We start from the raw sequence: 15,294 nt of genomic DNA, 5'->3' as shown, positions 1-15,294 counted from the left end.
GTACCGTACTGTCCCTAAAAGAGACCACATACCAGCATGTGAGATCAGCATATTTGTTTGTTCCTCTGTGAAAACGGTTCTAACTTTTCTCTTCATTTCCCCTGTCACATTTTATCATATATCCCTTCCTCTCTCATTCTTTTTTATTACAATGAATATCCTTACTCCTCCTTTCAATTTTCTCTTCTTCAACAATGTTTATACGAAAGTACTACAATGTCATACATGTATTGCTTTTCCGTAAATCTACATGTAATATTATTACCAGAAACAGCAGGTCGTTCACTGCTCGGCTCTATGGATAGAGCCGGGCAAAGCGCAAGACGAAAGCCTTAATGGAGCAATTGAAGCAGGAGGAACGGTAGATGCAACTGATTGAGCGGCATGTCATTAGAACGAGTGATCCGCGCTATGCAGCTATAGACTGTGCGGCCTTTGCTTCGAAGAACCTCTACAATGCCGCGAACTACCTTGCACTCCAGTCCTTTCTTCATGAGGGTCTATACCTGGGCTATGCAGAAGTCTTTCATCGCATCAAACATCACGAAGCCTTGCCACGTAAGGTGAGCAACGCTGTACTCCGACTCTTGGACAAGATTTGGAAGTCCTACTTCGCTGCCTGTAAAGCATATCAGGAACATCCTGAGAACTTTCCAGGACATCCGAAGTTGCCGAAGTACAAGGACAAACAGAAGGGGCGTATTGTGGCAAACGGATCAAACGTGGGTTGTTCCGGTCACAGTTCGGCACGCTCATCAATGCTAATGTCAATGGCAGTTACAACATGATCCGAAAAGGAGCCCCTGCGGCGTTTCTGCCAGGGGGAGAGGGTGCGCAGTTCACCCCATGCCTCTTCCTGTTGAGGGGCATCAACGAGTCAGCTAGCATTTGCTAGTAGTTCTCGATACTGTAATGCATGTATTCCTGTATAGAACAATGAACCTGGCCCGGGAATGGAACAGGAGATCTTAGAGGCAGCTTCATTCGCTTTCATGGAAAGCACAATACCAAGAGAACCTTTCATGAAAGAGGAACGAGGCCCGTTCTCCTATCTCTACCGTTGGGGATGGGGGGTGCAGCAGTCCTTGTCTGGCTGCTGAGATGAGACAAACGAATAGGCAAACGAACTAGTGGATGGAAGGTTAAGGTAGAAGTTATGGCAGTGAATCGGACCATACATGCAAACGAGTACGGTCTACCGCTAAATGCAACCCAATGGCTGGAAACGCACCATGCCAGCAAAGCATCTGAACGTCAACAAATGATTCGGGATCTTCAGATCAAAAAGGGTAGTTTCCTGGTGGATGCAGGCTGCGGACCTGGCCTCTGGACTCCACTTCTGGCGGAGGTAGTTGGTGCGGAAGGGCATATTCTCGGCATAGACATTTCCACTGAATCGCTGGTTCTTGCTCGACAGCGCAGCAATTTCTCCTGGTATAACTCCTTTGTGCAATACAAGAAAGCATCTCTTGATCGCTTACCGCTTGATTATGGGGTGGCCGATATCATTTTCAGCGCAAATGTTTCTCAATATCTGCCCGAGCCCGTCTCTGTATTTGCAGCTATGGGACCCTATTTAAAAGATGGAGGGCGTCTCGTTATCAAAGATATCGATTTTGGCACCTTACGTTTCCATAATATTGATACTGCCCTTCAGGCCCGCGTCTTTCAGGCTCGCGAACGCTGGGAACAGGAACGTGTGCATCTGGGCTACGCCTTTGAAGATAGCTGGGTCGGCTCCAAGCTGGCAAGCTACCTGCATGCTGCCGGCTATACCAATATTCAGGAGCGCACCTATACGATCACGCGCAAATACCCGCTCCCACAATCCTATATACACTATATCCAGGGAATTGCCGACTGGTTCATTTGTGAAGGTGCGCCTCATCTCTCAACCGATGATGTTCAGCAGTGGTGGAATTGTTTCTTCTCCGAGGCTTCAGTCCTGCAACGAGAAGACTTTGTCTGCGAAGAGACCGAGTTCGTTGTCACCGGGGAATGGCATCAACCATCAGACAACGTTCTGCAAGAGGTCCAGATAGCGACTATCAGTCAATGACAACCAGGCATCCAGACATATAGTCAGTCTTTCAGGTAGCTTCCTCTTATGTCACTGAGACCCCGGCTCGGTGGCATAAGAGCTTTTTTTATGCGCCACCCAACAAGAAAAAAAGGTGAGCGGAATAGGATCATGCAGGCAAGCAGCCAGCATAATTCCTCCTCCACCCCTCATCACCGGTACGCAATGTCGCAGAACCTCACCCGTTCCCTCCATTGCGCCTTCTCGTCTCAATGACAATTCGCCAGCCGATCCGCAATCATGGCAATCGCCGCATCACCAACAAGCGCCTGCAACTGACTATGGAGCTGCCCCATATTCTCCATGCGCGTTGTGATGAACTCATGCTGTGATGTGCCATAGGAGAGACCAGACAAGCCACGTTGTGCCGCCTCATACTCCGCGCTGATTTGCGATAACAAACGAGCAACTTCACTGCGCTGCTTTTGCGCTTCTAACATAATCTTCTCTTCCTTTCTTCCTACCATACCATGCGAGCTCTCCTTTTTCCCTCGCATGTCAGCACCTGTTTTGACAAGTGCCTTACAATGTATTTCCTTTGTAAGAACAAGCTGTATTTTGATACCAAATACACTGTAATAGTATGCATGAGGAGTTCTGTTCCTGTCCAGTTATCCTGTGACTTTTTTCCTGTACTACCATGATTTTTTATACTTTTTTTATAGGCCGGATTGTTCCTGACACAGCACCAGAAAAGCAGTAGAATAGCTATATAAGCTTATTCATGCTATACAACATTTAGATGTCAAAGTATACAAACCGTGTCAGTTTATATAAGAAAACAGGTACATACACTGGGAAAACTCTTTGCACAGTGTTCTCCATTTGTCCTGTAATCTGCAAACATTTTGCACTCGGCCTCTCTTCTTTCCGCTGACCCGCATAGAGCACGCTTCCCGGGAAAGGCCTCCCCAGTCGCTCACCAGCAGTCGCGAGAAGGGCTGTACAGTGGTATTTTCCTCCTCTACTACATATAGACTGGCGTCCAGCAGCCCTATTAAAATGTCCTTTCAAATCCATTGCTATCGATAACAAAATGATGTTACAAATGTAATTAGAAGGATATGTTCACGCGCAAAAGTCTCTTTGTGCAGGACACTCTATCTCACACTACACTCAAGGAGCATGTCATGAAATTCGGTGTTATCGTTCCCCAGGGATGGAGGCTTGATCTGGTCGATATTGCTGATCCCGTTGAGGCATACGAGGCAATGACGCGTGTTGCTCAGCGCGCTGATGCCCTGAACTTCAACTCCATCTGGCTGTACGATCACTTTCACACCGTTCCCCGTCCCGAACAGGAAATTACGTTTGAGTGCTGGTCCAGCATTGCAGCGCTGGCCCGCGATACAAAAAAAGTAAAGCTCGGGCAGATCGTTACCTGCAACAGTTATCGCAATCCTGCCTTGCTGGCAAAAATGGCAAGTACCGTTGATGTGCTGAGTCATGGACGCCTGTATTTCGGCATCGGCGCAGGCTGGTATGAACATGAATACCGCGCCTATGGCTATGATTATCCTGAGACCAAAGAGCGCCTCGGTAGACTGCGCGAAGCCGTTCAGGTCATCCTCGCGATGTGGACCCAGGAAGAGGCCACCTTTGAAGGAAAGTACTATCAGATCCGGGGTGCAATCAATCAGCCAAAGGGCGTACAGAAGCCCCATATTCCCTTGCTGATCGGTGGCGGCGGTGAAAAGGTCACGCTACGCCTGGTCGCCAAATATGCGGATGCATGTAATCTGGGCGGCGATATCGCCAATATCACCCATAAGCTTGATGTCCTGCGCCAGCACTGTGAGGCCATCGGGCGCGACTATAACGAGATCTGGAAGACCGCTATTGTTGACCACTGCGCCATTGCCGAAACGGAAGAGGCAGCGATTGCCAAACTCAAGCCGGAAGAGCAACAGCGGGTTGATACGATGCGCAAGGCAGCCCTCATCGGCACACCCGAGATGATCCGTGCCCGCCTGCAAGAATACGAAGCGGCTGGTATTCAGGAGTTGATTATCCGCTTTGTGGATTCCGCAACCAATCCTGATGTGCTGGATCTCTTCGCCCGAGAATGCATGCAGGCCTGATTGTTTCCCGAGGGCACAGCAGAGCCTGTAGCCCTCTTTTTCAGGATAGAGCTAAACAAATACCCCCTCTTTTTTTACCACAGCCAAAACAGGAACAAACCGGCAATATTCAGGGAGGCGACAACGGCTCTTCCTTTTTTCAGAGAGTATATGTTATACTAATTTTATCGCTAGCTCGCTAAGGTAGAGCTAAACAACCCTGTAGCGACAGGCGGTAAGAAGCCACGTTGACTCCCGTCAACCTCGTACAGGTTCGATGCAGCGGGGCATCAAGCGAAAGCTTCAAATACTAAGCGAAGGATAACAGGAACGTTCCTGTTATGAAGCGAAAGGAGTAGTCCTTCATGGCTCGTGTTCAATTTCAGAACGTTTACAAGCGGTTTGGTAAAGTCGAAGTCGTCAAAGACGTCAGCCTCGACATCAAAGACAAGGAATTTATGGTATTTGTCGGCCCTTCCGGTTGTGGTAAAAGTACCTGTCTGCGTATGGTAGCAGGTCTGGAAGAGCCAAGCGACGGCGAAATTTACATCGGAGACAAGCTGGTCAATGGTGTCGATCCTAAGGATCGTGACATTGCAATGGTATTTCAGAACTACGCTCTCTATCCCCACATGACGGTCTTCGACAACATGGCCTTCGGCTTGAAACTGCGCCACTTCCCCAAAGCAGAGATCAAGAAACGCGTAGAAGAGGCTGCTGGTATCCTCGGTCTGGAAAACCTGCTGAAGCGCAAGCCGAAAGAGCTGTCCGGTGGTCAGCGCCAGCGCGTTGCCCTTGGACGTGCAATCGTTCGCGAAGCGAAAGTCTTCCTGATGGACGAGCCTCTGTCCAACCTTGACGCAAAGCTCCGCGTTGAGACCCGCGCAAACATCATCAAGCTTCACCAGCGCATTCAGACAACCACTATCTACGTGACACATGACCAGGTTGAAGCGATGACGATGGGCGACCGCATTGCCGTTCTGAATGCCGGCATCATTCAGCAGCTCGGCACCCCGCAGGAACTCTACGATCATCCCGCCAACATGTTCGTTGCAGGCTTCATCGGCACCCCGGCAATGAACTTCTTCGAGGGCGCAAAGGTCGTCTCCGAGGGTGAGAACACCCATATCGTGCTCGAAGGCGTGGGTAAAATTGAGGTTCCCGAGCAGTACAAGAAACAAGCTCGCGAGGCAGCCGCTTCCGGCAAGCCGCTTACCTTCGGTATCCGCCCGGTTCACCTGGAAGATGCCCGCCTGGTCGGCGAGAACGGCGCAACCCGTTCCAGCATCGATGCTACGGTTGATGTCGTTGAAAACCTCGGTAACGAGCTTCAGGCGTACCTCAAATCTGGCAACAAGGACTTCATCGCGACCCTCGATCCTCGCGCCAACATCACACCAGGAAAGAGCATCCGGCTGTACGTTGATAGCGAGAGAATTCACCTCTTCGACAGCGAGTCTCAGAAGGCATACTTCTAATACTCCTTTCGCAGAAGTACAGCACAGATCCGTTAGCATGGCTGACGGATCTCTTTTTTGCGAAAAACAGGAGATATCGGGAAGGACGCGTTTCCCGATATCTCTTTACGGAAGGCTACAAGAAGATCGGTCTATCTAGTTCCGAAGCGGCTTTCCAGTTGTCAGAATCGCTTCCATACGCTGCTGCGTCTTCTCCATGCCACAGAGGCTCAGGAATGCCTCTCGTTCCAGGTCAAGCACCTGCTGCTCGGTGAGAGGCTCTAATGGTGAGCAATCTCCCCCGGTCAGCACACGTGCAAGGTGATAGGCGACCACAGCGTCATGCTCACTGATCTTGCCCGCCAGCAGCATGCCTTCAACCTGCTGCTCAAGCACCAGGCGTGCCCCCGCACCCGGTAACAGCAGCATTTGCGGCTTTGGAGGCTGCCACTGACCTGCCGCCTGGGCCTCAGCCAGCTTGATAGCGTCGTTCTTCGCGTCGCGCAGCAGCACATCGCGATTCACCGTGATTGCATCCGTCTTGCGGAAGAAGCGAAGCTCCTGTGCCTCAACCGCACTGGTCGAGACGGTTGCCAGTGCGACCAGCTCAAACACTTTGCGCACCGGATGAAATGGGCCACCCGTCTTCCCCGCTTTCTGCGACTCTACATCGGCCTTGTAACGTAGAAGCAGCTCTTTACAGCCACCGCCCGCAGGCACAACACCAACCCCGACCTCAACCTGTCCAACATAGGTTTCGGCCAGTGCTCGCGTATGATGGCAGTGCAGCACAATCTCACAGCCGCCGCCCAGTACCCGACCGGCAGGCGCAGCCACGACCGGGATCGGACTATACTTCAGCAGCATATTCGCCTGTTGCAGCCCGTTGACCGCGTTCTCGATCATGGGCCATGCGCCCTGACGCGCTCCCATCAGGACCAGAAACAGGTTTGCCCCGGCAGAAAAGTCAGGCGCTTCATTGCCAATCACCAGCGCCCGAAACTGCTTTGCCCCTTCTTCCACGGCATAGCGAATCATCTCGATCACACCTTCATCGATCGCGTTCATCTTGGTATGGAACTCAAGACACGCCACGCCGTCACCCATATCGATCAGTGCCGCCGAGCCGTTGTCGCGCACCACCTTCTCCTGCGCTTTCAGGCCAACCAGCGTGATGCCTCCCTCAGGTACGGGCACGGGCTTATAGGTATCGGTCTCAAAGTCAAAATATTGCTTCTGACCGGCACCTCCAATGTAGAAGGTTCCCTGCCCCCTCTCCTGCACCCGCCTGACAAGCTCGGGCAGCCTCCCATCAGGGAACACCTTTTGTAGCACAGCAGGCTTTTGCAACAGCAGATCCCAGACCTCAAAACTACCGAGGTCAAAGTTAAAGCCCCAGCGCATCGCGTTGTCCACATCAACGATGGTATAGGCAATCGCTGGTGCGAGTTCCGCTGCATAGGTCAGCGCATCGGCGGTCGTTTCACGGGCCAGTTGTGAGGCACGATCATCGCCATCAAGCATGGTTAGCATGCGCTGTCCCGGGTCATCATAGCCGCGTGCCGCCCCGATGGAGGGGTAACGGACCTTCGACTTCGCGACATAGTCCATGCTGTTAAAATCAAGTTCCAGAATGACAGTAGCGCCCTGCTCCTTCACCCGCTTATAGAAGCCCTGACCGCTCTTCTCGCCAAGCATGCCCCGACTGACCATATCGCGCACCACTTCCGGAAGTTTGAATTCCTCACGCCGAGGATCATCGGGCGCATTCTCATACAGGTTATCGGCAACATGGGCCAGGGTATCCAGCCCTGAAAGATCAGCCGTGCGAAAGACCGCCGATTTCGGTCGTCCCATTACTGGCCCAAGAATGGTATCCACCTCACCAATACCATAACCCTCTTTGAGGGCCCGATGGATCGTCGAAAGGAAGCCATAGACACCCAGACGATTCGCGATAAAGTTCGGGGTATCCTTACAGAGAACTACCCCTTTTCCCAGCGTCTCGGAACCAAAGCGCCGCATTGCAGCCACAATCTCGGGATCTGTATCCGCGGTCGGGACCAGTTCCAGCAGGCGCATATAGCGCACAGGGTTGAAGAAATGCGTAATCAGGAACTGACGACGAAAGAGCTCGCTGCGCCCCTCTATCAGCATATGCGCGGGCAGGCCAGAGGTATTGGAGCTCAGAATCATCCCGGGCCTGACGATCTTTTCCAGCTTGCTATAGAGCGCTTGCTTGATGTCCAGCCGCTCCACAACAGCCTCAACGATCCAATCGACCTCCGCCAGATCGGCAAGGTTATCCTCAATATTGCCAATTGTAATCAGGCTGGCAGAGCGCTTGCTATAAAATGAGGCAGGCCTGGATTTCAGAGCTTTCTCAAGGCCGGTTCGAGCGATCTTATTGCGATCTTTTGTCTCTCCTGGAGGCACAATATCAAGCAGCACAGAGGAGATACCAACATTTGCCAGATGCGCGGCAATTGCCGCCCCCATCACGCCTGCACCAAGCACACCAACCTTCCGAATCTGATATGTGGTTTCAGACATGCTATGACATCCTCTCAATCAGGGTAGCCAGACCTTGACCACCACCTACACACAGGGTCGCTATTCCAAGAGTCTTATCCAGGGTTTGGAGGTCGTTTATCAGCGTCGCAATCAGGCGAGCGCCACTACAACCAAGCGGATGACCAAGCGCAATTGCTCCACCATGCGGATTGAGCTTCTCGTCATCGATTCCCAGTTCTCTGACAACCGAGAGACTCTGTGCCGCAAAAGCCTCATTGAGCTCGATCACATCGATATCGCTGAGCTGCAACCCTGCACGCTGCAAGAGCTTGCGAACCGCGGGCACCGGGCCAATACCCATGATATCGGGTCGTACGCCCGCAACCGCCATTGTGCGGACCTTCGCCAGCGGCGTAATACCAAGCTCCTGCGCCTTCTCAGCCGACATCAGCACCACAGCAGCCGCGCCATCGTTTAACGGGCTGGAGTTTCCGGCCGTGACAGTTCCTCCCTTGAGGAAGGCAGACTCAAGCGTCGCCAGCTTCTCCATTGATGTATCACGGCGCGGGCCCTCATCGATCTCCATAACCCGGCCATCAGGCAGGGGAACCGGCACAATCTCGCGTTTAAAAATACCCTGATCCGTCGCGGCAATTGCCCGCTGGTGACTGCGTAACGCAAACGCGTCCTGCTCCTCACGGCTGATCTGATATTGCTTTGCCAGATTTTCAGCGGTGATGCCCATCGGCATATAGCTTGCATACCCGTATTCCAGCTCACAGGGAGGATATGGCGATGAGATCCGCTCTCCCTCGCGCGGGCTGACCAGACGCGGGTTAAAGCTCGGGTTAAAGCCTCCCATCGGCACCCGTGACATATTCTCGACGCCACCCGCAATCACAACATCTCCCAGGCCAAGCATGATACTCTGCGCCGCCATATTGACCGCCTGGAGACTGGACGCGCAGAAGCGATTGACCGTGACGCCTCCGGTCGTCTCCGGGAGCCCGGCCAGCGCCGTAACGATACGTGCCAGGTTCATGCCCTGCTCTCCCTCAGGGAAGGCACAGCCAAGAATCACATCTTCGATCAAAGCCGGGTCCAGAGCCGGAACCCGTTCAACTGCCGCTTTGACCGCTATCGCCGCCAGATCATCGGCGCGAACATCTTTCAGAACACCTTTGTTTGCTCGTCCTATCGGAGTACGAACGGCACTCACAATTACGGCTTCAGCCATAGGTTCATTTCTCCTTTATGTATCACGGTACCTGACATACCGCGAGCCATTCAAATACATAAGAGGCCGTGAGAGGGAAGGGATATGGAGCGGTGGGAGCTTCCATACCCCTCTCTCTACACCAGGAGCCCAAGAAGGTAAAAAAGGAGTAGGTCTTTTTGTCTGCTTGTCCTCGTCAGGACTACAGAGGATATCCCTGCTTCTCTACCACGATGTCGGCAATGGTTCTTTGCAGCGCGACGCCATTCAACTGATAATCTCCAACATACGAGCGGACGCGTTCCAGCTCTTTGGCCACACGTGCTTCATCGATATAGGTCATAATCATCTGATCGAGGTTGGTGCGAATGCGCGAGAATGCCAGCCATGAGGCCAATTGTGCCAGCTTGACATGGGTCGCGCTTTCGGCATCACCCCGCCGTACCGCCTGAATCGCGCGCGCAAGTGCACTATCGGTCGCGTAGAGATCGATCAGCAGGTTAGCCAGATACTCGATAAACTCCTGCTCGTCTCGCAGCGCCTGCATATGCTTCATCGCGATGCGTACCGCGCTATAGATGGTTGCATCTTTGGCCCGCTCAAGTGCGTTCACCGCATCGCGCAATTCGGCCGGGACACTATCTCCGGCCACACTGGCCGCCTGCCCGGCTTTCACCCGCGCCTCTACCTGCGGATAGACGCCCATCAGGTTGATTTTGCCTGACATAGCCCGCTGGAACAGCGTACCAGAGGCAACCTGGCGATTAATCTCATTGGTTCCCTCAAAGATGCGCTGAATCCGAGCATCGCGATACGCCTTCTCAATCGGGTACTCCTGCATAAAGCCATAGCCACCGAAGATCTGCACGCCCTCATCGACCACCATTGCCAGCACTTCGCTACCGTGCACTTTCGCAAGCGAGGCCTCGACAGCGTAGTCTTCCACGGCCTTAAACATATGCTCGGTGTTCTCGTCAGAGCTTCGCTGCGCGTTATCGATATTGGCAGCCGTACGGAAGACCTCACTCTCTGCCGCATACGTTTCCGCAGCCATCCGTGCCAGCTTCTTCTTGATCATACCGAACTCATGCAGATACTTACCGAACGCTTTGCGCTCTGTGGTATAGGTAGCCGCCAGCTTCAACGCGTTACGCGCCCCGCCAACCGTTCCGGCCCCCAGTTTCAGGCGCCCAATATTGAGGATATTAAAAGCAATCTTGTACCCTTTATGGATCTCGCCAAGCAGGTTTTCAACTGGAACCGGCGTATTGTCAAAGATTACCTGCCGGGTCGAGGAGCCTTTAATACCCATCTTGCGCTCTTCTGGTCCGGTCGAAACGCCCGGGTAGGACGCTTCCACAATAAAGGCAGAGGGCTTGTTATCGCCAATACGCGCAAAGGCAACCATCACATCCGCGAAACCGGCGTTGGTGATCCATTGCTTGGTTCCGTTCAAGATATAGTGCTTGCCGTCGGGTGACAGTTCGGCCCGCGTGCTCAGGTGCATGGCATCAGAACCAACGCCAGGCTCGGTCAGCGCGTAGGCAGAGATCCACTCGCCGCTCGCGATTTTCGGGAGATATTTCTTCTTCTGCTCCTCCGTCCCGTAGTAGACGATCGGCAGTGAGCCGATAGACGTATGCGCCCCATAGGCCACACTGAACGAAGCTTCCTTCTGCGAGGCAGCAATCAGGACAGCGGTCAACAGGCCAAGATCGGCCCCGTCAAAATCCTCCGGGATCTCGATCGAGAGGAGCCCCTGTTCGCCCGCTTTCTTAAGCAGGTTCAGCATCACACCGGGCTCCTGATGCTCGATAGCATCGAGTTTCGGCAGAACCTCACGCTCAACAAATGTCTCACAGGACTCCTGAATCATGCGCTGTTCTTCGGTGCGCTGTTCTAGAGTCCAGATCTTCTCTGCGCTCTCGGTAACGGGCGTCGTCAAAAACGCAGTACCAACCTCGGTAGGCTTGATAGTTGTCGACATAGACCGTATCACTCCTTTATGCTCACACATCAGGTCAGCGCTGTTACTGCCTGGTTGTTCGTAACTCTCTTCTCAGTACTTTCCCGACCATCGACTTGGGAAGCTGCTCACGGAACTCAATAACTTTCGGGACTTTATAGTTCGTCAATTCTTGCTTGCAGAAGGCAATAATTTCTTGCCTGATTTCCTCTGACGGCTTGTTCCCATCCTTCAGGACAACAAAGGCGGCAACCGTCTCACCACGGTACTCATCGGGGATCCCAATCACAGCGGCTTCAGCTACGCGGGGATGCCGAAACAGCACCTCTTCGATCTCGCGTGGATAGACGTTAAACCCGCTGGCAAGGATCAGGTCTTTCGCTCTGTCCACCACATAGAAGTAGCCGTCCTCATCCATCTTGCCGATGTCTCCGGTGCGCATCCAGCCATCGACAAAGATGTCACGGGTCTCTTCCTCGCGGTTCCAGTAGCCCTGCATGATATTGGGTCCACGTACCACGATCTCGCCCACTTCGCCGACAGGTAAGAACTGATGCGAGGTCACATCCATAATGCGGGCATCGATGCCGGGCAGAGGCAGGCCAATACTGCCATTGCGACACGCCTCGGTCAGCGGATTACAGTGAGTGACAGGACTGGCTTCACTCAAACCATAGCCCTCAACCACCTTTGCCCCCGACATCTCCTCAAAATCATGCTGTACCTGGGCCGGAAGCGGAGCGGCTCCACTGATACAAAACTTGATCGATTGCAGGTAGTCGGTGTGCTTGCCAACCTCCCGCATGATCGCGATATACATGGTTGGAATACCCGGAAAGAGCGTCGGATGCGTGCGCCGGATCACATCTACAATCTGGCGGGCCTTAAACTGCGGTACCAGCACCATCGTTGCCCCGATCAGCAGCGACAGATTCATGCCGACGGTCAGCCCATACGAATGGAAAAAGGGGGCCGCACACAGCGTGACCTCTGTCCCCTCCTGGGCTTTCGGGGTCCAATAGCGTGTCTGGTAGGCGTTTGCCAGCAAATTGCCATGCGTAAGCATCGCCCCTTTTGCCTGTCCGGTTGTGCCGCCGGTATATTGCAACACAGCCAGATCGCTGCTTCTCGCCGGTACCGGGAGATTGAAGAGCTCGACGCCGCCTCTGGTCTGTTCTGCCAGAATCGTGCGCATGACATGTAAGCCGGGGTCGTCCTGTATCTCTTTGTCCGTCAAAGGTTTCTCTGGCTTTTGTTTGCGCTGGCTGAGCGGATAAAGCGTACGCAGTAGGGTGGGGAGATAATCAGCAGGGCTGGTCACAATGATATGTTCAAGGGCAGTCTCGTGGCGGATCTCTCGCACTCTGGGATAGAACATATCAAGCGCAACCAGCACTTTCGCGCCTGAATCCTTTAGCTGGTGTCTGAGTTCATGCGAGGTATACATAGGATTGGTAGGAACAACAACTGCACCTGCCCGCAGCGCTCCAAAAAAGGCGATCGGATACTGCGGAATGTTAGGGAGAGAAATAGCAACCCGATCCCCTTTCTGTACGCCCAGTCTCTGCAAACCGATCGCAAAACGATTCGCCAGATTCGAGAGCCGGGCATAGGTTATCCTGGTGCCAAAATAGTACAGCGCAGTATGACCGGGATAACGGCTTGCCGCATTATCGAGAAGGTAGGTCAAAGGGCGCTCGGGTAGTTCCAGAGTGACAGGAACTCCCTCTTCATAGTGACGTACCCAGGGGCGAGAAGCCAGGAGTTCAGCATCCGCCGCGCCCACATAAGATGAATTCTGCTCAGCAGGAGTGTTGTTTGTTAAAGATGGGTCAGACATGGTGTATGCTCCTCTCCTACAGGGGGAACCACCCCCGGCGACTTCTTTGTCACCCTATAAGCAACAACAAACGCTTAGCTCAGCCTGACGCCACATCGTGCGCTCAACCAACGTTGTTCCACTTTTATGACGCACCGCTATGTGAAAGACCCATTTCTTTAATTATATGGCCACCGTTGAGTAATAGCCATGTTGCCAGCTAACAGATTTTGCGCGATAATGGAGAAGTAGCTAACGTTTTTACCAAAACTTCCAGGTTTCTCAGGAGAAAGTGCAGAGATAGTTCGCTTTCGTCTGACTGACTCCTGACGCTATTGAAGCGACTCTCCATTGCAGAGTTTTCTTTTTCACGCTATGATAGCAACAGGATCGCGCAAGGATGGTTCAACACCTAGAATCAGATTTTGCCAGGCTCATTACGAAATACAGGCAGCAGAAGGGCATGTCCCAGGGGCAACTGGCACAGGCAACACGCCTCTCCCGGACCTATATCTACCACCTGGAATCCGGGCAGCGGCACAATCCCTCGCCCCATGTTGCTCAGTTGCTCGCACGAGCCCTTGAGCTCTTTGGAGCCGAAAAAGAGCAGTTTTATCAGGCCTATACGCGGCTCACGGGACAACTTGTCGATACGGAAACAGCGACGGAAAGCGCGCTCCTTGAGCTGGGAGAGCTCGCCCGCTTACTGGTCCATAATACGTCGTATCCGGCGCACTCCCTGAACCGCTTATGGTATCTCCACTCATGGAATAAAGCTGCCCTTGAGCTCTTTGAGATTGCACCGCCCGGGTTACCGTTACACTTGCTGGAATTCGTCTTTGATCCGCATATGCGTAAACGCTTTCATGGTTGGGAACATCTGGCGCGGCGTCTGGTCAGCGACTTCCAGTACAACACCAGCACCGTCACTCATTTGCCGGGATACAAGGAGCTCCGCAAGCGTTTGCGCACACTTCCAGAATTCAAACGCATCGCCGCCGCAACCTATCCCGCAGGCAAACCTGCCCCCTCTTTTGTCTTTCAAATTCAGCATAGTCAGCTTGGACGCCTGACACTGCGAACCGCAACGACTGTCTTTACCGGCATCGCGAATTATTCGATGGTCAGCTATGTACCAGGAGATCAACACACGCTAAAGATTTACAGACAACTGGCATGGCAGCCACAAGAAGAGATATACTAAAGTAGTTCTTCGGCAGGAAAAACTACTCAAGGAAGAAAAGAAGCAAGGCTAGAATGCTCTTCTCTCCCGCCCCGAAGAACGGCCAGAGCTCAAAGCCAATTCAATTAGAAGTGGAGAGTATTTACAACAATGCACATTGGACTACAACTCTATACGGTGCGAGACCAGACGGCCCAGGATTTCAAGGGAACCATCCGCCGCGTTGCCGAAATGGGCTACGAGGGGGTTGAGTTCGCCGGATATGGCAATCTTTCCGCCGCCGAAATGCGCGACCTGCTTCAGGAAACAGGTCTGAAGGCCGCAGGGACACATGTCAGTCTGCTCGCCTTGCAGGAAGATGCCGAGCGCGAGATCAAGTATTGCCGTGAAATCGGTTGTCCTCATCTCGTTCTCCCCTGGCTCGGGCAGGAATGGATCAACGAGGAAGGGCTGAAGAAGCTGGCTCCGATCCTGAATGAGCTCGGCAAGCGCTGTCGTGACCAGGGCATCACGTTTGCCTTCCATAACCATGCCGCCGAATTTACCGAGGTCGCAGGCGCATACTGGCTTGATCGCTTATTTGAGGCCGTTGACGCCGAGACGCTGCAATGTGAGCTCGACACCTACTGGGCTGCGTATGCGGGCGTCGATCCAGTTGCCTATCTCAAGCGGCTTTCGGGACGGGTTCCCGTGGTCCATATCAAAGATATGACACCGGAGCGTACCTTTACCGAGGCGGGCGCGGGTACGCTGCCGATCCCATCCTATATTGAGGCGGCTCAGGCCGCCCAAAGCCAGTGGTATCTGGTGGAGAATGACGCGCCACAGATCCCGTCGCTCGAAAGCGCGCAGCGTTCTTTGGCCTATTTAAAAGGACTGAAGTAAAGCCGCAACACCATCCATCTCCAATACGGAATGAGACCCTGAGCTTGTTGAAACACTGCTGTCACCAGAATGTGGCATAGAAGGCAAGAGGCTGCCAGGCCTTTCAGGAGT

11 protein-coding genes are annotated in these 15,294 nt (G+C 53.2%); 6 read left to right on the top strand and 5 right to left on the bottom strand.

The features are described from left to right. Nucleotides 1–365 precede the first annotated feature (365 nt). Together EI42_RS18945 and EI42_RS18940 are read left to right on the top strand one after the other, a co-directional pair. A complete protein-coding gene (locus tag EI42_RS18945) occupies nt 366–788 on the top strand; it encodes a hypothetical protein (protein ID WP_111324201.1) in 423 nt (140 codons plus the stop codon). A gap of 368 nt (nt 789–1,156) precedes the next feature. Beyond that, complete coding sequence (locus EI42_RS18940) at nt 1,157–2,059, top strand: methyltransferase domain-containing protein (RefSeq protein ID WP_111324200.1); 903 nt, start codon at nt 1,157–1,159, stop codon at nt 2,057–2,059. A 230-nt stretch (nt 2,060–2,289) separates the two neighbouring features. Here EI42_RS18940 and EI42_RS18935 read toward each other — a convergent pair whose 3' ends face one another. After that, nucleotides 2,290–2,520 (bottom strand): hypothetical protein, encoded by a 231-nt coding sequence (locus EI42_RS18935; RefSeq protein WP_246046325.1) that lies wholly within the window; start codon nt 2,518–2,520, stop codon nt 2,290–2,292. A 690-nt stretch (nt 2,521–3,210) separates the two neighbouring features. Between EI42_RS18935 and EI42_RS18930 the strand changes: the two genes are divergently transcribed. Together EI42_RS18930 and EI42_RS18925 are read left to right on the top strand one after the other, a co-directional pair. Beyond that, nucleotides 3,211–4,161, top strand: a complete 951-nt coding sequence (locus tag EI42_RS18930; RefSeq protein WP_111324199.1) for an LLM class F420-dependent oxidoreductase — start codon at nt 3,211–3,213, stop codon at nt 4,159–4,161. 344 nt (nt 4,162–4,505) lie between these two features. Next, entirely contained in the window at nt 4,506–5,621 is a 1,116-nt protein-coding gene (locus EI42_RS18925; protein WP_111324198.1) for an ABC transporter ATP-binding protein, read from the top strand. 135 nt (nt 5,622–5,756) lie between these two features. Here EI42_RS18925 and EI42_RS18920 read toward each other — a convergent pair whose 3' ends face one another. From EI42_RS18920 to EI42_RS18905, 4 genes are all read right to left on the bottom strand, one after another. After that, entirely contained in the window at nt 5,757–8,153 is a 2,397-nt protein-coding gene (locus EI42_RS18920; RefSeq protein WP_111324197.1) for a 3-hydroxyacyl-CoA dehydrogenase/enoyl-CoA hydratase family protein, read from the bottom strand. Between the two features lies 1 nt (nt 8,154). Next, the gene (locus tag EI42_RS18915; protein WP_111324196.1) at nt 8,155–9,351 is read right to left on the bottom strand and encodes a thiolase family protein; all 1,197 of its coding nucleotides are present in this window, start codon (nt 9,349–9,351) and stop codon (nt 8,155–8,157) included. Between the two features lie 181 nt (nt 9,352–9,532). After that, nucleotides 9,533–11,317: an acyl-CoA dehydrogenase family protein gene (locus EI42_RS18910; protein ID WP_111324195.1), complete on the bottom strand. Its 1,785-nt coding sequence runs from the start codon at nt 11,315–11,317 to the stop codon at nt 9,533–9,535. A gap of 43 nt (nt 11,318–11,360) precedes the next feature. Continuing rightward, nucleotides 11,361–13,136: a long-chain-fatty-acid--CoA ligase gene (locus EI42_RS18905; RefSeq protein WP_111324194.1), complete on the bottom strand. Its 1,776-nt coding sequence runs from the start codon at nt 13,134–13,136 to the stop codon at nt 11,361–11,363. Nucleotides 13,137–13,515: 379 nt separating this feature from the next. On the opposite strand from EI42_RS18905, the gene EI42_RS18900 reads away from it, so the two are divergent. Beyond that, nucleotides 13,516–14,319 carry a helix-turn-helix domain-containing protein gene (locus EI42_RS18900; RefSeq protein WP_111324193.1) on the top strand — a complete coding sequence of 268 codons (804 nt, stop codon included), beginning with the start codon at nt 13,516–13,518 and terminating at the stop codon, nt 14,317–14,319. 129 nt (nt 14,320–14,448) lie between these two features. Continuing rightward, nucleotides 14,449–15,183 (top strand): sugar phosphate isomerase/epimerase family protein, encoded by a 735-nt coding sequence (locus EI42_RS18895; protein ID WP_111324192.1) that lies wholly within the window; start codon nt 14,449–14,451, stop codon nt 15,181–15,183. The last annotated feature ends 111 nt before the right edge of the window (nt 15,184–15,294 follow it).

The sequence above is a fragment of the Thermosporothrix hazakensis genome (assembly GCF_003253565.1).
In the GTDB taxonomy this organism is placed as follows: Bacteria; Chloroflexota; Ktedonobacteria; order Ktedonobacterales; family Ktedonobacteraceae; genus Thermosporothrix; species Thermosporothrix hazakensis.
This window is presented reverse-complemented; position numbering and strand designations above follow the sequence as displayed.